Consider the following 25,585-nt stretch of genomic DNA (forward strand, 5'->3'; position numbering starts at 1 on the left):
ATGGGAAAACTTGACGGTCGCGTCGCCGTCGTCACCGGCGCCGGACGCGGTATCGGCCGCGAACACGCGCTGCTGTTCGCCCGCGAGGGCGCGCAGGTCGTGGTGAACGATCTCGGCGGCGCCAACGACGGTTCCGGCAGCGACGCCGGTCCGGCCCAGCAGGTGGTCGACGAGATCGTCGCCGCCGGGGGCCGGGCGGTCGCCAACACCGACAACATCGCTACGTGGGACGGCGCGAAAGCCCTTGTCGACCAAGCGATCAGCGAGTACGGCTCGCTCGATGTGCTGGTCAACAACGCCGGCATCCTGCGCGACGCGTTCATCGCGGGGATGGAGGAGTCCCAGTGGGACGCCGTCATCGCCGTGCACCTCAAGGGCCATGCCGCCACCCTGCACCACGCCGCGGCGTACTGGAAGGCGCAGGCCAAGGCGGGCACTCCGGTCGCGGCCTCGGTGATCAACACCGCCTCGGCCTCGGGCACGTTCATGCCCAACGCGGGCCAGGGCAACTACGGCGCCGCGAAAGCGGGCATCGCCGCGCTGACGCTGGTGGCCGCCGACGAGCTCGAACGCTACGGCGTGCGGGTCAACGCGATCGCCCCGATCGCCCGCACCCGGCTGACGCTGGCGACCCCGGGCATGGGGGCGCTGTTCGCCGCCGAGGTACCCGAGGGGGAGTTCGACGCGTTCGCCCCCGCCAATATCTCACCGCTGGTCGCGCACCTGGCCGAGGCCGGCTGCCCGCTCACCGGCAAGGTGTTCGCGGTGCAGGGCGGCGCGATCGTCGAACTGGCCGGGTGGCACGACGTGCGCACGGTCGAGACCGACGGCCCGTGGACCATCGACGAGGTCGCCGCCCGGCTGAAGGAGACCAGCTAGCCATGGCACGCAACAGCTACGAGCTCGGCGTCGGCGTCGGCGAAGACCACCTGGCCCTCGCCGACGCGGTCAGCGGATTCGTCGAGCGCACCGTCACCGCCGAGATCGTCCGCGCGGCCGTCGAATCCACCGAGGCGGGCAAGCAGCTGCCGTACTGGGACGCGCTCGTCGCCCAGGATCTGCTGAGTCTGCACGTCTCCGAGGACCTGGGCGGCCAGGGCGCGGGTCTGCTCACCCTGGCCGTCGCGCTCGAACCGCTCGGCCGCGGTCTGCACACCGGTCCGTTCGTGCCGACCGTGCTGACCAGCGCGTTGCTCGCCCAGGACAGCGGGGCGTGGGCGCGGGCCCAGCTGCCCGGGCTGGCCGACGGATCGCGCACCGGCGCCGTCGCCCTGTCGTCGGGGCTGACGGGTGTGCTGCGTGACGGTGCGCTGATCGTCGACGGGACGGCCGACGGCGTGACCGGGGCGGTGTCGGCGGACGTCATCCTGGCGCCGGTCACCGTGGACGGTGACCGGCGGTGGGTGGCGTTCGAGAACGTCGACCTGACCGTGAGCGCACAGGATTCCGTGGACGTGCTGCGCGGCGCGGCCCGGCTGCACGCGGATGCGGTCGAGGTGCCCGCCGAGCGGGTGCTCGCGGTGTCCACGGCGCGAGTGCGCTCGGTGGCGGCGGTGGTGCTAGGCGCCGAGGCGGTCGGGGTGATGTCGTGGTGTGTCTCCACCGCGGCGGAGTACGCCAAGACCCGCGTGCAGTTCGGCAGGCCGATCGGGCAGTTCCAGGGTGTCAAGCACAAGTGCGCGCACATGGGCATCGCGCTGGAGAAGGCACGGGCGGTCCTGTGGGACGCCGCGTTCGCGCTCGACCGCGACGACGAGAACGCCGACTACGCGGCCGCGGTCGCCGCACTGATCATCCCCGACGCCGCGGTCGAGGTGGCCCAGGACTGCATCCAGGTCCACGGCGGCATCGGCTTCACCTGGGAGCACGACGCGCACCTGTACTACCGGCGCGCGCTCGCGCTGCGGGGTCAGCTCGGGGCACGGGACGAACGGGCCGAGACGGTCGCGGGCTACGCGCTGTCGGGCGCGACGCTGTCGAGCGAGCTGGAACTGCCCGCCGAGGCCGAACAGATCCGGGCCGGGATCCGCGCGGAGCTCGCGGTGATCGCCGCGATCGACGACGAGGACGAGCAGCTGGTCGCCCTCGGTGACGGCGGCTGGAACCTGCCGCACCTGCCGCGTCCCTACGGCCGGTCGGCGTCGCCGCTCGAGCAGGTGGTGATCTCGCAGGAGATCAAGGCCTCGGGGATTCCGATGCCGCAGCTGCTGATGGGCACCTGGGCGGTCGGCGCGATCGTCCCGCACGGTGACGAACGGCAGAAGCGGGAACTGGTCGTGCCGACCCTGCGCGGGGAACTGGTGTGGTGCCAGCTGTTCAGCGAGCCGGGCGCGGGGTCGGACCTGGCGAGCCTGACCACCAAGGCCACCAAGGTCGACGGTGGCTGGCGGATCTCCGGCCAGAAGATCTGGACCACGGTCGCGCAGTTCGCCGACTGGGCGATGCTGATCGCCCGCACCAGCCCGGACAAACCCAAACATGAGGGCATCACCTATTTCGTGCTGGACATGTCGACGCCGGGGATCACCGTGCGGCCGCTGCGGGAGATGACCGGATCGGCGCTGTTCAACGAGGTGTTCCTGGACGACGTGTTCATCCCCGACGCGAACGTGGTCGGGGCGGTCGACGACGGCTGGCACGTGGCCCGCACGACGCTGGCCGGTGAGCGGGTGGCGCTGAGCCAGAAGATGGAGGCCTACGCCACCGACACCGATCTGCTGCGGTTCGCCATCGGCCGGGAGCTCTCGCCGGTGGCGCGCTATCACGTCGGCGAGCTGATGGCCGAGAGCCGGGCGGTGGACGTGATCGGGTCGCGGGTGGTGCTCAAGCAGCTCTCCGGCATCGATGTGTCGACCACATCCAGCGTCGGCAAGCTGCTGGGAATGGGCCTGGGACAGGCGATCTCGGAGTTCGTCGTCGCCGAGCTCGGGGTCGCGGGGGTGGTCTCGGTGCCGGGCGAGCGCAGCGATCACGCGATGGAACAGTTGATCGCCGGTCGCGCCACCACCATCTACGGTGGCACCACCGAGGTGCAGCTCAATGTTATCGGTGAGCGGATGCTCGGCCTGCCCAGGGACGCCTCGGTGACCGCCTGACGCGGTCACGGCCGCGGCCGCACCCACCCGCCGAAGGCGTCCTGGAGGGTGAGGGCCGCGGCGATCGACAGGTGGTCGCGGCCGGCACCCGCGACCACCTGCACACCCAGCGGCAGCCCGTGCGCGCCCCGGCCCAGCGGAACCTGGGTCACCGGCAGCCCGGCGAGGCTGAACGGGGCGACCGCGTCGGTACGCCACGGCTGCCCGGTGGTGCGACCGTGGCGCGGCGCGACGGAGGTGAGCGTGGGATGCAGGAGCAGACCGTCGCCGATGGCCTCGGCGATCTCGGCGGCGGCCGCGTGAGCGGCCCCGGTGATCCGCCGGGCCGGTCCGGCGGGCACGCGAGCGGCGAGCAGTTCGCCGAGCGCGAGCAGCCGGGTGGGCAGGGTGTGGTCGCCGGGCAGGCCCGCGAGCTGCCGTGGGGCCAGGATGTCGGCGCCCTCGCCACGCATGATCTCGGCGAAGCTGATGCCGGTCTCTTTCGCGAGCACCATCGTGGTGAACAGTCCGATCATCCGCAGCGACCCCGTCCGGACGCGGACGATCTCGGCGCCCGCGCTCGCCAGCGCGGCGGCCGCGCGATCACGCGCGGCGAGCACCTCCCGGCCGACGCCGGGGGCGAACGCGCCGTCGAGCAGCACGACCCGCACCCCACCCAGCGAGGTGGTCGCCGGATCACCGAGCGTCATCTCCCGCGCGAGCGGGTCCACGCCGTCCGGACCGGCCATGATCCGCAGCAGGGGCATCAGATCCTCGGCGCGGCGGGCGATCAGGCCGTTCGCGCAGAGGACGGCGACGCCGTAGGGCGGCGGCCACGCGCCGGTGGTCGGCAGCAGGCCGGTCGACGGGCGGTGGCCGAAGACGCCGTTGCAGAACGCCGGAATGCGGATGGACCCGAGTGTGTCGGTGGCCAGGCCGAGCGGGGACCCGCCGCTGCCGACCGCCGCGCCCTCACCACCGGAGGATCCACCCGCCGTGCGGGTCCGGTCGTGGACATTGCTGGTGCGGCCGTAGACCCGATTGTCGGACTCGATCCACATGCAGCCCTCGGAGGTGTTGGTCAGCCCGAGCAGGATGGCCCCGGCGTCGAGCGCCCGCTGCACCACCGTCGCGTTCGCGGACGGGCGCAGGTGCCTGCGGGCCAGCACCCCCGCCGTGTGGGGCAGGCCGGCCACGGCCAGCGACTCCTTGACGGTGATCGGCACGCCGAACAGCGGCGGCAGCGTCGCGGGGCCGGTCGCCAGCTGCGCGTCGGCCGCGTCGGCCTGGGCGCGCGCGGCCGCGTAGCGCTCGACGACGACGGCGTTCGTCGCCGGGGCGAAGCGTTCGAGCACGGCGATATGGGCATCGACCACCGCGCGGGCACTCACCTCACCCGCGCGGAGGGCGGCAGCCAGGCCGATCGCGGACTCGTCGGTGATCGTCGTCCCGATCCGGCTGGAGCTCATGCGTTACATTATTACGCACTATGTCAACTCGATCGGCGGACGTGGCGCGGCCGGTCAGGGCATGCTGTGCGCCAGCGCGAGGATGCCGCCGACCAGCAGGGCGAGCACCTTCACGACCTCGAGGGCGATATAGGCGAAATGGCTGTGCGATCGTGGCACGTCGGCACCGGCGAGCACGGCGTCGCTGCGGCGGGTCAGGCGCGGGCGCACGACCGCGACCTGCGCGGCGAATACGACCATCGCCACCGTGAGGGTCCGGGTGGCCGCGGCGCCGGGGGAGTCGACCAGGATCGCGGCGAGAATCGTTGCGGCGAGGACGAGTTCGGCGATATTGAGGGCCCGGAAGACCAGCCTGCCGATGCCGAGCCCGATCGGCACGGTGACCCCGGGCGCGCGGAATTTCAGCGGCGCCTCCAGGAACGAGATGGCCAGCACCATGCCCAGCCAGCAGAACGTCGCCGCGGCGAGCACGGCCAACGCGGTCGTCATATCGATCGGGTCCTCTCCGTCGGTGATCCTCGCCGACCAGACCAGGATCGCCGATCGGCGGTGATCTGTCCCGAGTCCGCGTCGGCCGGGTGCCGGACCCGGCTGGGATACTGTCCGGGCCGGATCGCCCCGTTCCGGTGCCCGATGGGAGGAACGTGACCGCACAGCGCGCCGATGGCCGGGCCAGCCGGTGGGACCGGCATCGCGCCGAGCGCCGGGACCGGATCCTCACGGCGGCGCTGACGGCCGTGCAGGCCCAGGGTGCCTCGGTGGGGGTGCAGGAGATCGCCGATCTCGCTGAGGTGCCGCGATCGGTGCTGTACCGGCTGTTCAAGGACCGCCAGGACCTCGACGAGCAACTGCGGGCCCGCATCGTCGACGACCTGATGGCCGTGCTCGCCCCGACCCTGAACCCCGAAGGCACCGTCGCCGAGGCCATCGCGCGCTCGGTGGACGCCTACGTGGGCTGGATCGCCGCCAACCCGCGACTGCACTATTTCCTCGGTGCCGGGTCGGCGGCGGAGAAGCGGCCCAATTCGCCGATCGTGTCCGGCACCAAGATCGCCATCGCGGGCACCGTCCGGGAGGTGTTCGAGAACGCGCTGCGTGCCCAGTCCGCCCCGGTGACGATCGCCGAGCCGATGGCCTTCGGCCTGGTCGGCTTCGTCGACGGCAGCGTGAACCGCTGGCTGAGCCGCGCCATGCAGCCGATGAACGCCGCCGAGCTGTCGTCCTATCTCCAGGAAGCGATCTGGGCGATCGTGGACAGCAGTCTGCGCAAGGTCGGCGTGATGCTCAATCCGCTGACACCGATGGCGGATCTGGTCGCGCCGCCTGCCGAGGACTGACTCACCGTTCGGTGGCCGCCCGGACCGTGGCGAGCAGTTCGCGCGTGCACGCCGCCAGGTCGAAATCGGGCTCGGCGGCGACCCGGGTGATCACCCCGTTGCGCAGCGACAGGACGAACCCGGCCATCAGATCGGTGTCGAACTCCCGGAACTCGCCGTCGCGCTGCCCGCGGGCCAGCAGTTCGGCCAGCTGCGCCCGGTCCGCTGCCGCCAGTCCGGCCAGGTCCGCGCTGTCGGGCGCGGCGGCCTGGATGCGCAGCATCGCCACCAGGTGATGCCGGTGCTCGCGCAGGAATTCGCTGTTCGCGAGGAGGAACCCGGCCAGTTCCTCGGCCGCGGTACCCGGCGCCGTGCGCGCCACCACGAAGGCGGCGAAATCGGCCAGGACAGTGCGCATCACCTCGGTGATCAGGTCCTGTTTGCCCTGGAAGTGGTACGAGATCATCCCGGTGCTGCTGAGACCGGCCCGGCGCGCGATGGCCGCGAACGAGGCACGGGCGTAGTCCGTCTCGGCGATGGTGTCGATGGCGGCGCGCACGATCTGGGCGCGGCGGGCCTGTTCGGTGATCGTGAGCACCGCACGCCGCTGCTGTCCGGCCATCACCACCCCGTGATCGCGAGCGCGAAGGCGTGCCGCTGCGGTGCGGCCTGGGCCGGTAGCTCGACGAGCAGGTCGGGGCCGTGCTGCTGCCAGGTCGGTGCGGGTGGCCCGCCCACCAGGGCGACCGTGGCGCTGTCGGGGATCGTCAGGTCGCGCAGGGTGATCGCGCCCGCGGGCTGATCGGCCAGCACGATCGCGTGCACGGTGTCGCCGCGCCGGGTGAAGCGCACCGGGTGACCGTCCGTGGTGGTGGTGGCGGTCCGGTCCCACGGGACCGTGTCGTAGATCGCCGCCGCGTTGCGCCCGAGCCAGGTACCGAGCGCACGCAATGGTGCCCGCTGGAGGTCGGGGATACGTCCGGCGCCGTCGGGGCCGACATTGAGCAGGAGATTGCCACCCCCGGCCACCACGTCGACGAGCAGGTGGATCACCTCGGTCCCGGTGAGGGTGTCCGCGGCGGTCTCCTCGGCGTTGTATCCGAACGACCTGCCCAACCCCCTGGTCAGTTCCCAGGCGCCGGACGGTGGGTCGGTGGGTAGGGCGTACTCGTAGGTGGTGAAGTCGTGGTGGAAGTCCTTGGGCGGGTCGGGAATCGGCTTGCCGAGCGTGCCCATCACCCGCAGCGCCCCGCCCAGGAAGCGCAGATAGGCGGCCCGGGCGACCCGGTTTCCCGGCAGCTTCGGCTGCATCCAGCGATCGTTCACCAGGCCCTCGGGGACGGTGTCGTAGTAGTGCGCCATGATCTCGTGCGGATCTACCTCGGCAGGCCAGCCCATGTCGTTCCAGAGGATCGACGGCGCGTAGGTGTCGATGAGTTCACGCCACTGCGCGGTGGCGTAGCGGGCATATTCGGGTCCCAGCGCCTGATGCCGGATCAGGTCGGTCATGGTCCGCAGCGGGGCGGTCCGGAAGGTCCAGTTCATGCCGCCGCAGTAGTACAGGCCCATCCGCGCGCCCCGCTGCCGCACGGCGGCCGACAGATCGCCGACGAGATCGCGGGACGCGCGATAGTTCCCGGGCATATGCGGATTGCCGATATCCGTGGGCCACAGCGGATATCCGTCGAGATGCCGGGTCACCAGGACGACATACCTGGCGCCCGCCCCGGTGAACAGCTCCGCCCACTCGTCGAAGTCCACCGCCCGCGCGGCCGCGTCGAAGCGGGGTCCGAAGCCGGTGTAGTCGACACCGTCGCCGTAGGTGGCGGCATGGTGGATCGCGGTGGGGGAACCGGGAACTCGTAGCGAATTGAGGTACCACTCCGCGTACGGGATCCGGTCGGCGGTCGTCGCGCCGGTGGTGAGGTCACGCATGAACGCGGTGTAGTCCGCGGTGCCGCGTGCGGCGAAGGCGGGCACCGAGTACGGGCCCCAGTGCACGAAGATACCGAGCTTGGCCCCGCGGTACCAGTCCGGGACCGGCCGCTGGGCCAGGGCCTGCCGGTTCGGCGGGTAACTCATCGGCACTCCTCGGTGTCGTGCGGTGCGAGCGGCGATCCGCAGATTTGCTCAGGTGAGCAAAAATAAGCATACATGAGCAAGAGGGCCAGGTTCGCCCAGGTCAGGGCCGCGCGAGAGCCCGTTCAGCCCTGTGGCATCGGCAGGGGAATCACCACGCCGAGCGGCAGCGTGAGCTGCGGACCCGGTGTGGGGTCGGTGTCGGCCGGTGGCCGTTCGGTATCGGTGGGCTGCTCGCCGCACAGGATCCCGCACTCGATGGCACCGATCACCGGGAGCGACACGAGAATCACCGGTTCACGCGGCGGGGCCGGGGTCGGTGCCATGGGTTCGAGTGCGAGCGGGGATTCGTCGGCGGGGGAGGGGGTCTCGGGTGCCGTGTCGACCGGTGGCCGGGTGGGTGCCACCGGATCGAGGACGACGTCGACGCGCACCGGGGAACCACCGGTGCGGTAGCGCTCCGACCAGCCGAGGACGTCGGCCGCGTAGGCCGCCGAGTAGTTGTAGCGCAGCACCGCACGTTGCCGCGCCGCGGCGTCCCGCAGATCGGTCCCATCGGCACACAGGTAGCGGCCCGCGGCCAGCGCGGCGTCGAACACATTGTGCGGGTCCGTCGTTCCGTCGCCGTTGCCGTCGGTGTCGTAGCGGCTCCAGGTGCTCGGCAGGAATTGCATCGGGCCGACCGCGCGCACGAATCCGCCCCCGGCGGCGGGGATCACCTCGTTGCCCGGCAGCGTGCCGTCGAGGGCCGGACCGAAGATGGGGCGCAGCGTGGTGCCCTCGGCGTCGGTGTTGCCCCGGTCGGCGTGATCGGACTCGATCTTGCCGATCCCCGCCAGCAGATGCCAGCTCACGCCGCATCCCGGGGCCGAGGTCTGCAGGGACAGTTCGGCATTGCGATAGGCGGCGAGGACGATCTCGGGGATGCCGAGGCCGCCGGTGGTACCGGTCGACGCGACCGCGATCGGCTCGATCGGCGGCGTCGCGGTCCGCAGCTTGCGCGGTGTGGGTGGCGTGGGCGCGAGCAGTCCGACAACGGTCGACTCGGTCGGCAGGGACTCGACAGTGGCCGGCGCGGCGATGAATTCGGGCACGGCCGGTGCGGTGACGCGGGCCGAACCGGTGACGAGCAGCCCGGCCGCGAGGATCGTGGTCGCGGCGAGAGGAGCGGAGCGCATGGGGTGAACACCTTCCGCGGCCTGGTGCGGGCCGCCTGGAATCGGGTAGTGCGGACGGGTGGCCGTGTCCGGCCTGGTGGGCGACGTGATCAGCGCACCGGATACCTGCGGTCGGTCAGGTCGAAGGCGTGGGGCCGACCCGCGTGATAGAGCGCGCTGTCGGCGAGCTTCAACGGCTCCCACAGCGGCATCCGGAATCGGGGCGTGATCGGGACGCGGCCCGCCGCCGAACCGCTGACGTGCAGTACCGCGTTCGCCGCCAGCCGTCCGCCCTCGTTCGCGCCTTCCATGCACGCGACATTCGCCGGGGTCCGGATCCAGTCGCCCGCGAGGAACAGGTTGTCGATGGCGGTGGTCGCGTCCGGCCGGTCGGCCCACGAGCCGGGTTTCGGGAGGAAGCCCGCCGCGAGATCGGCCCGTCTGCGCAGGAAGAACTGGACGCCGACCACCCAGATCGACGGCAACCGGGAGACCCCGTCGAGCCGGGGGTCGGCGGCGAGAACGTCCGCGGTGAACACCGCGGTCGCCTTGTCCGGCGGGATCGCGCAGACGTAGTAGTCGGCCTCGACGCGATGCCCGGCACCGGTGTGGTCGGTCACCGTGGCGGCCCGGATGTGCGCGCCGTCGGTCTCGAAGCCCGACAGCCGCGCGCCGAACGCGAAGGTGACACCGAGCGAGCGCAGGTGGGCGACCCACGGATCGATGAAGGTCGCCGAGGTCGGCCCGTTGAGCACCCGGTCGTCGCGGTCGTCGTCCGGGTTCAGTAGTGACCGGACGAAGTCCTCGCCGGTCAGGCCGATCGAATGCGCGCTGCAGGCGCTGGCTTGCGTCGCCATCAGCGTCCGGAGGAAACCGTCGCCGAGGAAGCGGTGGTATTCGGCCGACGCGTTGTCCAGGCCCGCGAATTCGCTCCAGCTCATCCGTTCCCACTGGCCGAGTCTGCGTTCCTCGCAGCTCGAGATGTAGACCGCCAGCCGTTCGGCGGCGAACAGCGCCTCGTGCGGGAGCAGGCAGAACAGCGTCTCGAACACCGAGGCGAAGGAATCGGCGAACTGCCGTGGCGTCCTCGGGCTCTGGCGCGACGGCAAGGGAAACGGCAGCGCGGCGGTCGAGTCGGCGCGTCCCATCCCCGCGATCGTCGCCGCGTCGACCCGGACCAGATTGTCGTACACGCCGTCGCGGTTGCGGCGGAACGGAATACGGCGCAGCGTGTCGGGCAGATCGCGGTGGCAGCCGAAGAAGGTGTGGAAGCCGTGCTCGCCGGGCAGGGTCCGATCGCTGACGATGCTGCGGCACTTCCCGCCCGCCGCGCCGAGCCGTTCGTAGACGGTGACCGCGAAGCCGCGTTCGGCGAGTTCGTGCGCGGTGGTCAGTCCGGCGAGCCCGGCGCCGAACACGGCGACGGTGCGCCCGCCCGGCGCGGCCGCCGCCCGGCGGTTGGTCGATCGCAGGAAGCCGCGTCGCGCGGACTGCCAGGTGATTCCCATGTCTCGTCCAGTCGTCTGCCCGGCCGTCCTCGACGTGTGCGCGCCGTTGCCGGGTGTCGATACCCCTGCCTTATGTTACTGACGATTCTGGCTAGGCAATGCGAATTCGCTAATACTCATGCGGCGCAACGCCGGTTGTCGAGATCAATAAGTTGATGACAATTCCGTTAACTCGAGGTACTGTTCGAAGTGCCCGGCGACGACGTGTGTGGCGGAAGTGCCCCTCGCCACAGCGTGATCGCGCGTCGTGCCTCCTCACGTGTTCCGTGCGGCAGCCCAGCGAACTCACTGTCGCGGGGAACGGGTGATCGAGAAGCGCGGCGGCCGGAGTCGATGTGCCGGTTCCGGCCGCCGTGCGCCGGGCAGGCGGGGCCTAGTGCGGCAGTGGACGGCCGAGCAGAACGGTCTCCAGCAGCCCGATCACGGTGTCCTGCGGGCAGATTCCGTCGTCACCGAAGGTGCGTCCGAGGTCGACGACCAGGCTGAAGGCGGCGTGCACCAGGATGCGGGCCTCGCCGAGCGAGAGCTCCGGCCGGGCCGCGACCACCAGCCGGGCCCACTCGGTGACGATCAGTTGCTGGAGATGGCGCAGCGTCACCTGGTCGGTCTGGTCGACATGCCGGAATTCCGCGTAGTAGACGAAGGTCAGCGCGCGTTCGTCGAACGACCCCGACACGTACAGCTCGATCAGCGTGCCCAGCGCCGCGGCCGGTGTGCGCGCGGCGGCGGTCGCGGGCCGGATCGCCGCCGACACCCGGTCGGCCGCCCGGCGGAACGCCGCGACCAGCAGATCGCTTTTGCTGCGGTGATAGCGGTAGACCGCCGATGCCGAGGACAGCTCGGCGGCCGCGGCGATGTCCTCCACACTGACATTCGGGTATCCGCGCTCGTGGAACAGCTCGACCGCCCGATGCAGCAGCAACTCGTGTTTGAACAGGGGCGCTCGGTCACCGGTCCGGCGCACGCGGGGCGCGGTGCGCGGGGCCGACAGGTCGGCGTCGACCACGGCCCAGCTCAGCGAACCGAGCAGGGCGGCCAGGGTTTTCGCGGGCACCGTCGCGTGATGGTCGCCGATGCTGCTGATGACGGCGTAGATGGACACCGCGCGCACGGCGCGATCGTGCCCGTCCAGCTCCGGCCTGACCTCGCCGATGCGCGCGCGCAGGCTCGCGATCGCGGCCGCGAACTGATCGCTGAACGCCCGGAGGTCCTCGGGTTCCAGATAGCGGCGTTCCCAGCGGGCCAGGGCGGCGGTGGGCCGGTTGGCGATGGTCGCGGCGACGATGGCGGCGAGCACGTGCTCGAGGCGCTGCCGTGGTGTCCAGCCCGCCGCCTCCTCGGGGAGTTCGACCGCCCGCAGCGCCAGGCCCGACAACCGGAGCAGCTCGGCGCGGAACAGCGCGTACTTGCTCGGGAAATGCCGGTACAGAGCGGTCGAACTGATATCGAGCCTGCGGGCGATGTCGTCCATGCTCACGCCGTGGTAGCCGTGCGCGCCGAACGCCGCCGCCGATTCCGCGGCGATCTGCGCCCTGCGATTCTTGGGCCTGCGCCGGACCGTGCGCGCCGGTGCGTCCGAGGACGGCGCGTCGGCGTGCGTGCCCGGCGATCTGCCCTCGGCCGCGCGCGCGGAACCGCCGCGGCGCCGGGGGGATAGCGCGCCGGGTTCGGTCACTGGGCGGGTGCCGTCGTCAGCGGGGAGTTCACCTTCTCGACCAGCCAGCGGCCGTTGTCGTTGTGCAGGCGCAGCACCATGGACAGCTGCCCCGGCTTGGGCTTGTGCTCGGTGCCCAGGCTGGAGATGGTCTGGCCGATCACCACGATCGCCTCGGCGGACTCCTCGTCGCCGGTGCGGATCGCGCACTGGGTGTCGGTGACCTTCGAGGTGACTTCGCCCTGGGTGAGGACCTCACGCAGTTCCCCGCTGGTGGCCTCGAACTGCTTCTTCCAGTCGCCGGTCGAGCCGTCGAGGACCGCGGCGAAGTACGCGTCGAGCTTCTTGCTGTCGTAGTCGGCCAGCACCGGACCGTAGTGGCAGGCGGCCTCGCGCGCCTGCTGCTGGGCCGCCAGCAGGTCCTTGGTGTTCTGGTTCTCGAAGAACAGGAACACCGAGGCCGCCAGCGAGGCGCCGAGCAGGACGGCCGCCGCGCCCCGCAGGCCGAGCCGCCTTCGGTCCATCGCCCGCAGGCGCGATGCCAACCCGACAGTCGGGGCCGTGGATGTTGTTTCGGCAGTAAGCGTTTCGGTGTCGGTGTCGGTGTCGGTGGCGGTCAACTCGGCAACCGGGGACTCGTCGGTGGTGGTCTGTTCGTTGCTCATCGTGGGGACTCCTTATCGAGGTGCCGGGACCGCGGGCTGGGACAGCTCGTTGCCGGTGGCGCCGGGCGGGGGACCGGAGCCGTTGTCGGGACCGGCGGGCCGCGGGGCATTGGCCGAGCCGCGGATCTGCAGCGCCGGATTGTTGGTCACGCAGTAGTTGTAGAGGCGCACCCTGGTGTCGGTGGTCGGCGTGGTGGCCACGACGGGCACGGTGTCGTAGTCGCAGGTCGGGCGCGGCCAGGGATCGACCATCGTGAAATACATGTTGTCGTGGGCGGGGACGCCGACCGCCTCGGCGAAGCGGCTCAGCGACGGGAAGAGCGCTTCGATGGCGGGCTGGCGCAGTTTGGCCGCCCGGGTGATGGCGACCAGGTTCGTCACCAGATCGGTCATCGGGTTCTGCGTGCGGGAGACGAAACCGCCGAGGGTGGCGAGCTGTCCCGGACCCTGTTCGAGCAGATGCCGCAGTTCCGCGTCGGCGGCGGTGAACTGGCGGAACAGCGCGCTGCCCGCGGTGGTCAGCGTGCCGAGATCCGGCTGCGCGTGCGAGGTCGTCGCGGCGATCACCTCGAGATTGCGGATGAGCTGTTCGGTCTGCGGGAGCAGATCGGTGAGGCCCGCCATGGCGCGACTGAGCCCGGAGATCATGTTGCGCAACCCGTCCGGGCCGCCGGCCAGCGCCTTGTCGAGTTCGTCGACGATGACATTGAGCCGTTCGGGATTCATCCCGCCGACCAGCCCGCTCAGATTGCCCAGCACCGACTGCATCTGGACCGGGACCGCGGTGTCGGCCCGGCGCACGACCGCGCCGTCGGCCAGGAACGGCCCGGACTCACCGGCGGGGCGGAAGTCCAGATACTGCTCACCGGCGGCGGACAACCGGGCGACGGCCACGGTGCCGCCCACCGGAATCCGGGTGTTCCCGTCGATCTCGGCGACCGCGGCGATGCCGTCGCCGGCGACGCGCACATCACCGACCCGGCCGACGCGCACGCCGCGGAAGGTCACGTCGCTGCCCGTCGTGAGACCGCCCGACGTCGCCAGTTCCACGGTGACGTCGTACTGGCTGCGGGTCGGGTCGAACCGCAGGACCGCGCCGCCCAGATAGAGGCTGCCCAGGACCAGCACCACGACCAGTCCGACATTGGCGACCGCGACACGATGGCGGACCAGCCACTGCCACAGGGGTGGATTCATCGGGGTCCCTCCTGCTGCGGCTGCGGCGCCTGCGGGGTACTGGTGACGCGGCCGATCACCTTGGCGATGACCTCCGCGAGGCTGCCGAGGAACGCGGGCACGTCCCCGGCCTCGGGCCAGCGGCTGCCGGTGGGATCGGTGAGCGCGCCGACGTCGAGATAGGACAGGGTGGCCGCCACGGCCAGGTTCGGGCCGCGCAGGCTGTCGACCAGCGACGGGTACAGCGCGTGGAAGCCGTCGAGAGTGCCGGTGAGGTCGTCGCCCATCTGGGAGAAGCCGTTCATGAGGTTCTGGATGCTCTGGAACAGGCTGACGAACTGCGGCCCGTTGGTCGCGCTGAAGTCGCCGAGCGCGTCCATGGTGACCGCGACCCGGTTGATCAGGTCGACGATGGCCTGGTTGTTCTCCGCGAACAGGCCGATCAGCTGCGGGAAGCTGTCCGCCGCGGCCCCGAGTTCGGTTTTGCGCCTGGCCAATTCGCCGGTCAGCACCGACAGCCCGCCGAGCGTGGCGTCGAGATCGCCGGTGCGCTGGTTGAGCGCGGAGATGACCGAGGTCATCTCCCCGACCAGATGCCGCAGCTGGGGCGCCTTGCCCGCGAAGATCGAGTCGAGCTCGGCGGTGACCCGCGCGGCCTGATTGAGCCCACCGCCGTTGAGCAGCATCGAGATCGAGATCATCAACTGCTCCACCGAGGCCGCCGACGCGGTGTGCTCGGCGCCGATGGTCGCGCCCGCGACCAGCGGCGGCCCGGCCGTCTCGGCGCTGGGCAGTGTCATGGCGACGAAGATGTCGCCCAGCGGCGTCGCCTGGCGCAGCTCCGCGGTGGTGCCCTGCGGCAACTGGATGTCGGCGCGGATCTGCATTTCCACATCGGCCAGGAACGAGGTCGTCGAAATGCCGGTGACGACACCGATATCGGTGCCGCCGATCTTGACGTGGGCCCGATCGGGCAGGTTCAGCGCGTCGCGGAAGGTGGCGTGCAGGGTGTAGCCGGGCCCGCCGATGCCGGGTTCCGGCATGGGCAGGTCGGCCACGGTCATCGAGCACGCGGTGCTCGTCGAGGCGACGGCGGCGGCGCACACGGTGGCCGCCAGGGCCGAGCGGAGATTCATTTCGTCAGTCCCAACAGCGCGGCGGTGAGCCCGAAATCCGGGCCCATATCGGCGATCTTTCCGGTGCGGCAGCCGTCGAGGCGCATCTGGACGCGCTCGCAGAACAGCGACAGCGCCTCGCTGTCGAGCACGATCTTGTCGAGCAGACCGTGCAGGCGCAGGGCCCGGCGCTCCCGGCTGACCGCGTTGTCGACGTTCTGGAACAGCAGCGGCGCCACGTCGACGACCTCGGTGAGATTGCGGGCATTGGCCCGCATCTGGGCCGCGATCGCCACGAACTTGGTGAGCGCGCCCGCGAGCTGGTCCTGGTTCTGGCCCAGCACCGAGGAGGTGTTGGTGATGAAGTCGTCGAGCTGGGTGAGCACCGCCTGCAGGCCGGGGGACTGCTGGCCGAACAGGGCGATCAGTTCGGTGATCCGGCCGCTGAAATCCCGGACGGTCTGGTCGTTCTCGGCGATGATCTGGGTGATCTCGCTCAGCTTCACGATCGTGTTGGCGATCTGGTCCTTGTTGGCGAAGGTCACCTCGAACGCGGCCGAGAGCTCGTCGAGGGTCTCGCGCAGGCGGTCACCGTTGCCGTCGAGCAGCGGGAACAGGACCCGGCTCGCCATCGGCCCGGTCTCGCTGCCACCTTTGAGCGCCTCGCCGAGCTGATCGAAGTTGGCCAGGATGCGGTCGAGTTCGACCGGTGTCCTGGTGCGCGCCAGCGGCAGATGCGCACCGTCGGCGAGTTCGGGACCCGACCCGGTGTAGGCGGGCGCGAGTTCGACGTGCCGGTTGGTGATCAGCTGCGGCGACACCAGCGCCGCCATCGCCTCGGCCGGGATCCGGACGTCCCGGTCGACCGACATGACCACCTCCACGTAGCTGCCGCGCGGGGTCACCGAATCGACGACGCCGACCGGAACGCCGAGCACCGAGACCTCGTTGCCCGGGTACAGCCCGGCGACGTTCTCGAAGTCGGCGCTGATCCGCTTCTGCTGGCTCACCATCCGGTCACCCAGCCCGGTCACGCTCTCGGGCAGCAGCGCGCAGCCCGAGGCGAGCAGCGCGGTCAGGCACACCGCCGCCACCTTGCTCGTGTGTCGTGTGTTCATCAGTTGCACCCCTGTACGGCTTGCGCGAAGCACAGCCAGTTGTCCGGGAAGATCCACGGCGCCCAGATCTCGCCGTAGGGCCCGTTGCCGACCACGTTGTTGAACTGGCGCAACGCGACCGGGGAGATCTCGTAGAGCCGGTCCAGGTTCTCCTTGTTCTTGGTCAACCCGTCGGCCATGGTGTTGAGGTTCTGGATCAGCGGACCCAGCTCGCCGTTGTTCTCGATGCCCATGTCCTGCAGCAGCTTCGACATGGCGGCGACATTGTCGAGCAGCTGGGTGAGCAGGGTCTGGCGCTGCTGGACGGCGGCGCCGATGGCCTCGCCCCTGGTCAGCAGCAGGAGCACACTGTTGCGGTTGTCCGAGACCAGCTGGGAGACCTGGTCCATGCTCTTCAACAGCGTGTCGACCTCGTCGCGCCTGCTGTTGATCACCTGGGCTAGCGCGCCGATGCTGTCGAGGGCCTGCACCGCCAGCGCGGGCGAGTCGCCGAGCTGGGTGTTGAGCACATCGAGCGCGTCGCGCAGCTTGGCCGCGTCGATGCGTTCGATGCGCTCGAACGAGGAGGTGTACTTCGGGTCCTGCACGACCTTGCTCAGGTTGTACGGCACCGAGGTGCGGTCGAGCGCGATCCGGTTGCCGGGCAAGCCCTTTCCGTTGCCCGGCGTCAGCTCGATGTGCAGACGGCCGAGGATCGTCGACATCTTGATCGCGGCCCGCGCGTCGGGACCGAGCCGGATGTCGCCGCGGATCCGCAGCGCCACCTCCACCCGGTCGTTCACCAGCCGCACCGACTGGACGGCGCCGACCTCGATGCCGGCGATGTCGACCGTCGCACCCGGCCGCAGACCCGCCGCCTGGGCGAACTCCGCGTCGATCGTCTTGTCGCCCAGGCGGACCTGGGCCAGCAGGCTGGACCCACCGAGCAGCACGACCACCGCGAGCGCCGCGGACAGGCCCAGACGCAGGTACCTGTTGCGTCGCCAGAACTCCGGAACCCGTACCCGCATCATCGGCACACTCCCGACTGCGAGTTGCCGCCGACCTGGGAGAACAGGCCTTCGGGGAGCACCACGCCCCACAGCGAGACGTCGAGCCGGCAGATGTAGGCGTTGCCGTAGGTGCCGTAGCTGGTGAAGCGGGCGACGCCGTTGAGGAAGTCGGGCAGTTCGACCGCGCCGCGGTCCAGGGCCGCGCCGTTGTAGAGCAGCATCATCACGCCGGTGGTGGCGTCGCGCTGGGCGGCGCCGAGGCCCGGCTTGACCTGGCCGATCAGCGAGACCAACGAGTCCGTCGCGCCCGCGACACGTTCCACGGAGCTCTTCAACGACTCCCCTTCGGCATACAACCCGTCCATCAGGGCGCGGGTCTGGGTGATCAGGGTTTCCAGCTCGCCGCTGCGATTGGCCAGGCCGGCGAGGACCGAGCTCAGATTGCTGAGCACGTCGCCGAGGATCTGGTCGCGCTCCCCGAAGGTGCTCGCCAGCTCGGCGGCCTGGGTGATCAACGCCGCCAGCGACACCTCGTTGCCCTGCAACGCCTGGATCAGCGTTTCCGACAGCGAGTTGATCTGATCGGGTTGCAGGACACTGAACAGCGGCTCGAAGCCGGACAGCAGCGTCGAGACGTCGAACGAGGGCTCGGTGCGGTGCAGCGGAATCTGCGCGCCGACCGGGACGACCGCGCCCGCGCCGTCGCCCGGGGCCAGCGCGAGGTAGCGCTGGCCGATCAGGTTCTGGTACCGGACCAGGGCTTTCGTCGTCTCGGTCAGGTGCTGTCTCGCCTCGATCCGGAAGTCCACCCTGGCGGTGTACTCGGGGGTGAAGTCGATCTTGTCGACCCGGCCGACCCGGACCCCGGCCATGCGGACGTCGTCACCCACCCGCAGCCCGAGGACATCGGTGAACACCGCGGAATACGAACTCGTCTCACCTGCGACGCCGCGTTGCAGCGTGGACCAGATGGTGTAGGTGAGCACGGTCGTCAGCACCACGAAGAAGCTGAAGCCGACCAGTGGTTTGGTGTATTTCACTGGCGCAGGCCGCCTTCGGTATCGGGGACGAGGGGGACGCTGCCGATGATCGACCCGAGCAGCAGCAGCTGGGTGAAGTTCGGCCGCCCGCCGACCAGCGCCGACACCGCGGAGACGCCGGTCAGCCTGCGCGGCGGTGTCGCCTGCGGCTGATCGGTCGCCGCGGCGGGCGCGGTGATGCCCGGGATGGCGGGCAAGCCGGGGATCGTCGGCAGCCCGGGCAGCGTGGGCACCGAGATGCTCGGCAGTGCGGGCAGTCCCGGGATCGGCACCGAGGGCACCACCGGCGCCGGACCCGCCGCCTCCAGGCGCTGTGGCAGGAGCTGCGCCGGGTATTCCTGCGGCGGTGCGACCGTGGGCACGGTCGGTCCGCCGCAGCGCGGCCCGGTCATCTCGCCGTAGCGCGGGCAGTCCTCGGCGGTGTACTGCTGGAACGGGGTGAACGACACGTCCATCCGCCACGCCATCTGCTTGCGCGGGCCGAAGGTGAAGGTCTGCTGCAGTTTGGCCAGCGAGACATTGAGATTGGCCGCCGCGGACTGCAGCGCCCCCGGGTCCTTGGCGATGCCGCCGAGCAGCCCGTCCAGGCCCGACACCAGCTCCTTGCCGGAATCGGGATTGGCGGCGAAGAGACTGTTGACGGCGTCGACCGCGGAATTGCCCTGGGTGAGCAGCTCGACCAGCTGGGTGCGGTGCTCGTTGAGGGTGCGCGCCGAGGTCACCGAGTCGGCCAGCACGCCGACCAGCTCGGGCGCCGACTGGCTCAGCGCGGTGGCCGCCTGCCCGAAATCGCCGAGCAGGTTACCGATCTCGGGAATCTGGTGGATCGAGGTGAGCCAGGTGTCGAGCCGCTCGATGGTGGAGCCAGGGACCCGGGAACCCGGGTCGAGCGCCGCGGACAGCGTCGCCAGCACCCGGCCGAGCTTCTCGGGCTGGATGGTGGCCAGGACGTCGCGCAGCGTGTTGAGGGTGGACTGCAGCTGGATCGTCTCCGCGCTGGTGTCCTCGTGGATGGTGTGACCGCTGCGCAGCGTGCCGGTGGCGGCGCCGTTGTCGACCAGCTGGATCGAGGAGACGCCGAAGATGTTGTCGGGGACAACCCGGGCGGTCACCGTGTCCGGGATCGTCTCGGCGATACCGGGTTTCAGTTCGAAGGTGGCGTGCTGGCGCTCGCCCTTGGCGACCATCGCCACGTCGCCGACCATGCCGACGACCATGCCGCGATACTTCACGTCGGCGCGCTGCGGCAGCCCGTCACCGGTGCTGGTCAGCTCGGCGCCGACCACCACCGTGCTTTCGAACTCGCCGTTGTAGCGCAGTCCGAGCAGATACAGCGCGGCCGCGACCGCGGACACCATGGCCAGGCCCGCGACGGTCAACTGGCGACCGGTCGGCCCGCGTCCACTGGGATCGAGAATCATCCGATCGACCTATCCCGAGATCCGGAATCCGGGGTCGATGCCCCAGATAGCAAGGGTGAGAAACAGATTGGTGAAGACCATCACGACGATGACCATCTTGATCGCCCGTCCCGCCGCGACCCCGACACCTTCGGGGCCACCGGCGGCGACAAAGCCGTAGTAGCACTGGATGAAGGCGGCGATCAGGACGAACACCACCACCTTGAACAGCGAGAAGAACACGTCGCCGCCGATCAGGAACTGGAAGAAGTAGTGGTCGTAGGTGCCTGCGGTGGTACCGCCGAGGAACAGCACCGACAGCTTGGTAGCCAGGTAGGCCACCGCCAAGCCGAGGGTGTAGAGCGGGACGATGGTGACCGTGGCCGCGATCATCCGGGTGGTGACCAGGTAGGGCAGCGGCCGGATCGCGATGGACTCCAGCGCGTCGATCTCCTCGGAGATCCGCATCGAGCCGAGCTGGGCGGTGAACCGGCAGCCGGACTGGATGGCGAAGGCGAGGGTGGCCAGGATGGGCGCGATCTCGCGGGTGGTGGCGAAACCGGAGATGGCCCCGGTCAGCGGACCCATGGTCAGCAGGTTCAGCGCGGAGTAGGACTCCATGCCGACGGTGATGCCGCCGAATCCGCACAGCACGATGACGACACCGACGGTGCCACCGCCCACGATCAGCGAACCGTTGCCCCAGCCGACATCGGCGACCAGGCGCGCGACCTCCTTGCGGTAGTGCCGCAGCGTGAACGGAATCGCGATCAGGGCCTGGAAGAAGACGATGGCCTGGTGCCCGAGCCGCTGATTGGCCTGGACGGGGATCTTGGCGGCCGCGCCGACGGCGCGGACCGGGCGCAGCGCGGGCGGGATGTACTCGGCGGCCATCTCACACCACCTTCGCGGGGAACAGAGTGTTGTAGAGCTGGGTGACGATGATGTTGGTGGCGAACAGCATCAGCGCCGAGGAGACCACCGCCGAGTTGACCGAGTTGGCCACCCCGCCGGGCCCGCCCTTGGTGTGCAGACCGATATCGCAGGCGATGATCGAGGTGAGCGCCCCGAAGATCGCCGCCTTCACCAGCGCGACGAGCAGGTCGTTGGCGACCGCGAAGGACGCGAAGGAGCTGATGAACGACCCCGGGGTGCCGTGCTGGGCGTAGACGTTGAACAGGTAGGCGGTGGCGAAGCCGACGAACACGATGAATCCGCACAGCAGCATGCTGACCAGTACCGCGGCCGCCAGTCGCGGCGCGACCAGCCGGCGCACCGGATCGACACCCATCACCTTCATGGCGTCGATCTCCTCGCGGATGGTGCGCGAGCCCAGGTCGGCGCAGATGGCCGAACCGACCGCGCCCGCGATCATCAGCGAGGTGACCAGCGGCGCCCCCTGCCGGATGATGCCGAGCCCGGCCACCGCGCCGATGAAGGTCGTCGCGCCGACCTGGTTGACCAGCGCGCCGACCTGGATGGAGACGACCACCGCGACCGGGATCGCGACGAACACCGTCGGCACGGCGGAGACATTGGCCATGAAGGCGCACTGCCGGATGAACTCCTGGAACGGGAATCGCCGCTGCACCAGGGACAGGAACAGCTGGGCGATCGCGGCCCGGCCGAGCAGGACCTGCCTGCCCAGGGTCTCGACCGACTGCTGGGGGTGGCGTTGCCACAGACCGGTGACGCTGTCGGCGATCCGGCCGACCTCGGAGGGTTGCGGCGGCGCGGTGCCCGCCGGGGAATGCTCGGTGGAGGTCACGCCGCACCGAATCCTTTCTTGTCGCGCCGGAGCGCGGCGGTTCAGAGCGTGCTCAGCCAGCGTTCGAGCAGGACGAGGAAGCCGGCGCCCGCGGCGAGACCGGCCGCGACGACGCACAGCAGTGAGATCCACATGCCCACGCGGAGAACGGGATTGACCTGCGTTCGGCCACCCAGGATCTTGACGACGGTCACCACGATGTCGATGACCCAGACCAGCGCCATCATCAGGTCATCGTCACATTCGCGAAGGTGAGCACCGGCCAGCAGACGATCGATCCGAGGAACGAGATGACCAGGTCGACGCCGTAGAGGTTGCGCAGATGCGCGGTGTGGGTGAGCGTCCAGACGACGCCGACGATGCCGTACGGGATGCCGATGATGATCAGGGTGCCGAGGAACTCGGAGACCTTCATCTCGTAGCTCAAGAGCCTGTCGAGCCGTCGCAACATGGTGTACCGGTGTTCCTTTCCGCGGGACCGGTGGCATCGACGGCTGGTGGCCGACGTCGCTGACGGTCCGATGATGTTGCCGAGCATTCTGTCGTCGGCGGGTACTTCTTCGGCTGATCTCCCAGTGAATACACAGCAGATCCGCAGAGTTGGCGGCGATTCGCGTTGATCGCCTGAGCTAAGTTACTACGGATTCTGGGAAATGTGAGCAAAATCGCCGGTAACGTTTCCGGGGTTGGGCGGCTGCTCGTCCGGTGGCCGCATCGGCGCCGCGGCGGCGTTGCCCGACGCCGATGCGGCCCCCGCATCGCGCCCCCGACATCAACCGCACGATGCGGAATTGACGGTAACATGGGCCACTGATTGCCGTCTACGGTGCATGAAGCAGTGGAAATATCGATGAAATCTACCGGAATCATGATTAACTTATGGCGTTGAGGCCGCCGACGGTCGGCGGTTGCGCAGGAGGATCATGATGTCCGCGGTCATCGTCGATGTTGTCCGAACACCGTCCGGGCGGGGAAAACCCGGTGGTGGCCTGTCGTCGGTCCACCCGGCGACCCTGCTGGCCGGGGTGCTGGCCGAACTGGTCGACCGGACCGGGATCGACCCCGCCCTGGTCGACGATGTGATCGGCGGATGCGTCACCCAGAGCGGTGAGCAGTCGAGCAACATCACCCGCACGGCCGTGCTGGCGGCGGACTTCCCGGAATCCGTGCCCGCCACCACGGTCGACCGGCAGTGCGGCTCGAGCCAGCAGGCGGTGCACTTCGCGGCCCAGGGCGTGCTCGCCGGCGCGTACGACGTGGCGATCGCCTGCGGCGTGGAGTCGATGAGCCGGGCGCCGATGTTCTCCAACGCGCAGGGCAAGGACGCGCTGCGCGGCCCGCTCGCGGTGCGCTACCCGGCCGGGCTGATCGGCCAGGGCATCGCCGCCGAAATCCTCGCCGCCCGATGGAAACTGGACCGCACCACGCTCGACGAGTTCGCGGCCCGCTCGCACCGGCTGGCGGCGGCCACCGCGGCCGCGGGCGGTTTCGACGCGGAGCTGACCTCCGCCGGTGTCCTCGACGCGGACGAGACGATCCGGCCTGGCACGACCGTCGAGGGTCTGGCGAACCTGCGTCCGGCGTTCACCGATCCCGCCGCGCTGGAACGGTTTCCGGAGATCTCCTGGTCGGTGACCCCGGGCAACTCCTCGCCGCTGACCGACGGCGCGTCGGCGGCGCTGATCATGAGCGAGCGGATGGCGGCGAAGCTGGGACTGACCCCCCGCGCGCGGTTCCACTCCTTCGCGGTGGCGGGCGACGACCCGACGCTCATGCTGACCGCGGTCGTCCCGGCGACCCGCAAGGCGCTCGAGCGCGTCTCGCTCACCGTCGACGACATCGATACCTTCGAGGTCAACGAGGCGTTCGCGCCGGTTCCGCTGGTGTGGCAGCACGAGCTCGGCGCCGATCCGGAGCGGGTGAACCCGCGCGGCGGCGCGATCGCGCTGGGTCACCCGCTCGGCGGATCGGGTACCCGGCTGCTCGCCACCATGGTCAACCATCTCGAGCAGACCGGCGGTCGCTACGGGTTGCAGACGATGTGCGAGGCAGGCGGCATGGCCAACGCGACGATCATCGAACGGATGTGACGGCGATGACCACCGCGGCGAAGTCCGGCGAGCCCGACTACGACGACCCGACCAGCGCGATGTACGTGGCCGAGGGGCCGGGCCATGTCCCCATGCCGGGGACGAGCGCGGCACCCGCGCCGGACCCGGCCTCGCACGCGCCGTTGACGCTGGCGCAGGTGCGGATCCCGTTGCCCGACAGTCATCGTTCGCCCCGGAAACGGCCGGCGCAACTGGCGGACGCGCTCGACTTCTGGGCGTTCGCGGGCGCGGCGGCGAATGTGGCGATGCAGTTCGCGCATCGCGGGGTCGCGGCGGGCGTGATGGAGAGCCCGGTCGAGTCGGGGGCGCTGATGGTGCACCCGTGGAAGCGGTTGCGGACCACCGCGGCCTATCTGGCGGTGGCGGTGCTCGGCTCCGACGAGGAGAAGCGGGCGATGCGCGAGGCGGTGAACGTCGCCCATCGGCAGGTGCGGTCGGGGCCGAACTCGAAGGTGAAGTACAACGCCTTCGACCGGAACCTGCAGCTGTACGTGGCGGCGGCGATCTACATCGGCTACGAGGACACCCACCAGCTGCTGTGCGGCAAGATGACCGAGGCCGAGCTCGAGCAGTTCTACCAGGGCGCCGACACCTTCGGCACCACCCTGCAGGTGCACCCCGACATGTGGCCCAAGACCCACGCCGAGTTCGACGCGTACTGGGTGCAGGCGTGCCGGGACGTGGTGTGCGACGACGATTTCCGCGCCTACATCGACGATCTGCTGCACCTGCGGATGATCCATTGGTCGCTGCGCCTGCTGCTGGGCGGGCTGCTGCGGTTCCTGACGGCGGGATTCCTGCCGCCCCACTTCCAGGAGCAGATGGGCGTCGAGTGGAGTGCGGCCGATCAGCGGCGGTTCGAGAATCTGTTCCTCTTCGTCGGCTTCGTCAACCGGTTCATTCCGCGGTTCATCCGGTTCTCCGGCACCAACGCGATGATGGCGGACGTGCGGCGCCGGATCCGCAAGCACAAGGCGATCATCTGACCCGTCCAGGGGGAGGGGGCCGCCGGTTCGTCGAGCCGGCGGCCCCGGTCATCGCGTGGCCCGGGCCTGTGACACGTAGCGAAGTCGCCGGGGCGCCATCGTGAATCCGGTGCGCGCGGTGAGCGCGACGGCGCGCAGTGCCGCGGTGTCGGTGGCGGTGGGGGCGACGTCGAAGAGCGCGAGCGCCCGCGGATGCTGCATCGCCTTGGCGGCCCCGGCGGGCAGGTGGCGGACGATCCAGGCGTCGGGGCGCAGCACCTGATCGCGGAATTCGCGCGCGGCGGGTCCGTCGCGCAGCTGGGTCGCGCAGGCGTCGCCGAAGTACTCGGTGAACTCCGGGCGGGTCCGGGGGAGCAGGCGATCGCTGACGCCGTAGGTCCGGTACCAGGCCAGGGTCTCCCGGTAGAGCTGGTCGCGGTCGTCCGGGGAGAGCGCGGGGCCGAACAGGTCGGCGGCGGTCAGCAGCGTTTCCACATAGGTGGCGTGCTGGAAGAGGAAGACCTCGGGATGCAGCGCGTGGTAGCGGTGTCCCCGGTCGTCGACGCCCTTCACGTGCTCGTGGGCGAAGCGGATCACCGAATCCGCGGCCCGGCCCGTGTGGGCCAGATAGATCATCTGCGAAACGGTGCGTTTCTTGTGTTCCCACAGGCGATTCGGCGCGTGCTCGCACAGCGCGGTCGCGATGACGGGGTGCAGGACCTGCAACCCGACCGCGCGTGGCAGCGTCAACAGGAATCGCCGGTCGCCGAGGTGACGCCGCAACAGCGGCCCGGCCTGCTCGGTCATGGATACCCCCTCCATCGTGATCCGAGCAGTAAGTTACTCTTCATTCTGGCTATAGGACAGTCGTATTGCGAGTGAATCGCCTTGCATGTGATGGTGGATTCCCCGTTGTGGCCTTGCGTCGGCGGGCGGGTGGATGAGAGTCTGAAGGAGTAAATCTCTCACTCTCTTGGA

24 protein-coding genes are annotated in these 25,585 nt (G+C 70.0%); 5 read left to right on the forward strand and 19 right to left on the reverse strand.

Going from position 1 to position 25,585, the window contains the following annotated elements:
• Both AB0L91_RS26945 and AB0L91_RS26950 read left to right on the forward strand, forming a co-directional pair.
• Positions 1 to 879, forward strand: a complete 879-nt coding sequence (locus AB0L91_RS26945; protein ID WP_357349980.1) for an SDR family oxidoreductase — start codon at positions 1 to 3, stop codon at positions 877 to 879.
• A 2-nt stretch (positions 880 to 881) separates the two neighbouring features.
• Positions 882 to 3,095 carry an acyl-CoA dehydrogenase gene (locus tag AB0L91_RS26950; RefSeq protein WP_365014760.1) on the forward strand — a complete coding sequence of 738 codons (2,214 nt, stop codon included), beginning with the start codon at positions 882 to 884 and terminating at the stop codon, positions 3,093 to 3,095.
• Between the two features lie 5 nt (positions 3,096 to 3,100).
• On the opposite strand, the gene AB0L91_RS26955 is transcribed toward AB0L91_RS26950, so the two are convergent.
• Together AB0L91_RS26955 and AB0L91_RS26960 are read right to left on the reverse strand one after the other, a co-directional pair.
• The gene (locus AB0L91_RS26955; protein ID WP_365014762.1) at positions 3,101 to 4,543 is read right to left on the reverse strand and encodes an amidase; all 1,443 of its coding nucleotides are present in this window, start codon (positions 4,541 to 4,543) and stop codon (positions 3,101 to 3,103) included.
• A 54-nt stretch (positions 4,544 to 4,597) separates the two neighbouring features.
• Entirely contained in the window at positions 4,598 to 5,032 is a 435-nt protein-coding gene (locus AB0L91_RS26960) for a hypothetical protein (RefSeq protein ID WP_365014764.1), read from the reverse strand.
• 155 nt (positions 5,033 to 5,187) lie between these two features.
• On the opposite strand from AB0L91_RS26960, the gene AB0L91_RS26965 reads away from it, so the two are divergent.
• On the forward strand, positions 5,188 to 5,880 hold the full coding sequence (locus AB0L91_RS26965) for a TetR/AcrR family transcriptional regulator (protein WP_365014765.1): 693 nt from the start codon (positions 5,188 to 5,190) through the stop codon (positions 5,878 to 5,880).
• A 1-nt stretch (position 5,881) separates the two neighbouring features.
• Here the strand turns inward: AB0L91_RS26965 and AB0L91_RS26970 are convergent, their stop codons facing one another.
• The 16 genes from AB0L91_RS26970 to AB0L91_RS27045 form a co-directional block, all read right to left on the reverse strand.
• The gene (locus AB0L91_RS26970) at positions 5,882 to 6,481 is read right to left on the reverse strand and encodes a TetR/AcrR family transcriptional regulator (protein WP_365014767.1); all 600 of its coding nucleotides are present in this window, start codon (positions 6,479 to 6,481) and stop codon (positions 5,882 to 5,884) included.
• Positions 6,481 to 7,941 carry an alpha-L-fucosidase gene (locus tag AB0L91_RS26975; RefSeq protein ID WP_365014770.1) on the reverse strand — a complete coding sequence of 487 codons (1,461 nt, stop codon included), beginning with the start codon at positions 7,939 to 7,941 and terminating at the stop codon, positions 6,481 to 6,483. The genes AB0L91_RS26970 and AB0L91_RS26975 overlap by 1 nt, the downstream gene beginning before the upstream one ends.
• A gap of 122 nt (positions 7,942 to 8,063) precedes the next feature.
• Positions 8,064 to 9,116, reverse strand: a complete 1,053-nt coding sequence (locus AB0L91_RS26980) for a lytic transglycosylase domain-containing protein (RefSeq protein ID WP_365014772.1) — start codon at positions 9,114 to 9,116, stop codon at positions 8,064 to 8,066.
• A gap of 89 nt (positions 9,117 to 9,205) precedes the next feature.
• Positions 9,206 to 10,603, reverse strand: a complete 1,398-nt coding sequence (locus AB0L91_RS26985; RefSeq protein WP_365014774.1) for an FAD-dependent oxidoreductase — start codon at positions 10,601 to 10,603, stop codon at positions 9,206 to 9,208.
• A 373-nt stretch (positions 10,604 to 10,976) separates the two neighbouring features.
• Positions 10,977 to 12,278 (reverse strand): TetR family transcriptional regulator, encoded by a 1,302-nt coding sequence (locus tag AB0L91_RS26990; RefSeq protein WP_365014775.1) that lies wholly within the window; start codon positions 12,276 to 12,278, stop codon positions 10,977 to 10,979.
• Entirely contained in the window at positions 12,275 to 12,922 is a 648-nt protein-coding gene (locus AB0L91_RS26995; protein ID WP_365014776.1) for a hypothetical protein, read from the reverse strand. Before AB0L91_RS26995 ends, AB0L91_RS26990 begins: the two co-directional genes overlap by 4 nt.
• Positions 12,923 to 12,934: 12 nt before the next feature.
• Positions 12,935 to 14,119, reverse strand: coding sequence for an MCE family protein (locus AB0L91_RS27000; protein WP_365014778.1), 1,185 nt, complete (start codon positions 14,117 to 14,119; stop codon positions 12,935 to 12,937).
• Positions 14,116 to 15,234, reverse strand: a complete 1,119-nt coding sequence (locus AB0L91_RS27005; RefSeq protein ID WP_357349957.1) for an MCE family protein — start codon at positions 15,232 to 15,234, stop codon at positions 14,116 to 14,118. Before AB0L91_RS27005 ends, AB0L91_RS27000 begins: the two co-directional genes overlap by 4 nt.
• Positions 15,231 to 16,331, reverse strand: a complete 1,101-nt coding sequence (locus AB0L91_RS27010; RefSeq protein ID WP_365014782.1) for an MCE family protein — start codon at positions 16,329 to 16,331, stop codon at positions 15,231 to 15,233. The genes AB0L91_RS27005 and AB0L91_RS27010 overlap by 4 nt, the downstream gene beginning before the upstream one ends.
• The gene (locus AB0L91_RS27015) at positions 16,331 to 17,344 is read right to left on the reverse strand and encodes an MCE family protein (protein ID WP_355283859.1); all 1,014 of its coding nucleotides are present in this window, start codon (positions 17,342 to 17,344) and stop codon (positions 16,331 to 16,333) included. The genes AB0L91_RS27010 and AB0L91_RS27015 overlap by 1 nt, the downstream gene beginning before the upstream one ends.
• Positions 17,341 to 18,363: an MlaD family protein gene (locus tag AB0L91_RS27020; protein ID WP_355283857.1), complete on the reverse strand. Its 1,023-nt coding sequence runs from the start codon at positions 18,361 to 18,363 to the stop codon at positions 17,341 to 17,343. Before AB0L91_RS27020 ends, AB0L91_RS27015 begins: the two co-directional genes overlap by 4 nt.
• Positions 18,360 to 19,784, reverse strand: coding sequence for an MCE family protein (locus AB0L91_RS27025; protein WP_365014786.1), 1,425 nt, complete (start codon positions 19,782 to 19,784; stop codon positions 18,360 to 18,362). The genes AB0L91_RS27020 and AB0L91_RS27025 overlap by 4 nt, the downstream gene beginning before the upstream one ends.
• Before the next feature lie 9 nt (positions 19,785 to 19,793).
• Positions 19,794 to 20,657 (reverse strand): ABC transporter permease, encoded by an 864-nt coding sequence (locus AB0L91_RS27030; RefSeq protein WP_365014789.1) that lies wholly within the window; start codon positions 20,655 to 20,657, stop codon positions 19,794 to 19,796.
• A 1-nt stretch (position 20,658) separates the two neighbouring features.
• The gene (locus tag AB0L91_RS27035; protein WP_357350045.1) at positions 20,659 to 21,468 is read right to left on the reverse strand and encodes an ABC transporter permease; all 810 of its coding nucleotides are present in this window, start codon (positions 21,466 to 21,468) and stop codon (positions 20,659 to 20,661) included.
• Positions 21,469 to 21,572: 104 nt separating this feature from the next.
• Positions 21,573 to 21,758 carry a hypothetical protein gene (locus AB0L91_RS27040; RefSeq protein ID WP_357349947.1) on the reverse strand — a complete coding sequence of 62 codons (186 nt, stop codon included), beginning with the start codon at positions 21,756 to 21,758 and terminating at the stop codon, positions 21,573 to 21,575.
• Positions 21,758 to 21,982, reverse strand: a complete 225-nt coding sequence (locus tag AB0L91_RS27045) for a hypothetical protein (RefSeq protein WP_357349945.1) — start codon at positions 21,980 to 21,982, stop codon at positions 21,758 to 21,760. The genes AB0L91_RS27040 and AB0L91_RS27045 overlap by 1 nt, the downstream gene beginning before the upstream one ends.
• 472 nt (positions 21,983 to 22,454) lie before the next feature.
• On the opposite strand from AB0L91_RS27045, the gene AB0L91_RS27050 reads away from it, so the two are divergent.
• The gene (locus tag AB0L91_RS27050) at positions 22,455 to 23,621 is read left to right on the forward strand and encodes a thiolase family protein (RefSeq protein ID WP_365014793.1); all 1,167 of its coding nucleotides are present in this window, start codon (positions 22,455 to 22,457) and stop codon (positions 23,619 to 23,621) included.
• A 92-nt stretch (positions 23,622 to 23,713) separates the two neighbouring features.
• Positions 23,714 to 24,628, forward strand: coding sequence for an oxygenase MpaB family protein (locus tag AB0L91_RS27055; protein WP_355283954.1), 915 nt, complete (start codon positions 23,714 to 23,716; stop codon positions 24,626 to 24,628).
• 48 nt (positions 24,629 to 24,676) lie between these two features.
• On the opposite strand, the gene AB0L91_RS27060 is transcribed toward AB0L91_RS27055, so the two are convergent.
• On the reverse strand, positions 24,677 to 25,414 hold the full coding sequence (locus AB0L91_RS27060) for an oxygenase MpaB family protein (RefSeq protein WP_365014796.1): 738 nt from the start codon (positions 25,412 to 25,414) through the stop codon (positions 24,677 to 24,679).
• Between the last annotated feature and the right edge of the window lie 171 nt (positions 25,415 to 25,585).

Origin of the sequence: Nocardia sp. NPDC051833 (genome assembly GCF_040681225.1) — a bacterium.
In the GTDB taxonomy this organism is placed as follows: Bacteria; Actinomycetota; Actinomycetes; order Mycobacteriales; family Mycobacteriaceae; genus Nocardia.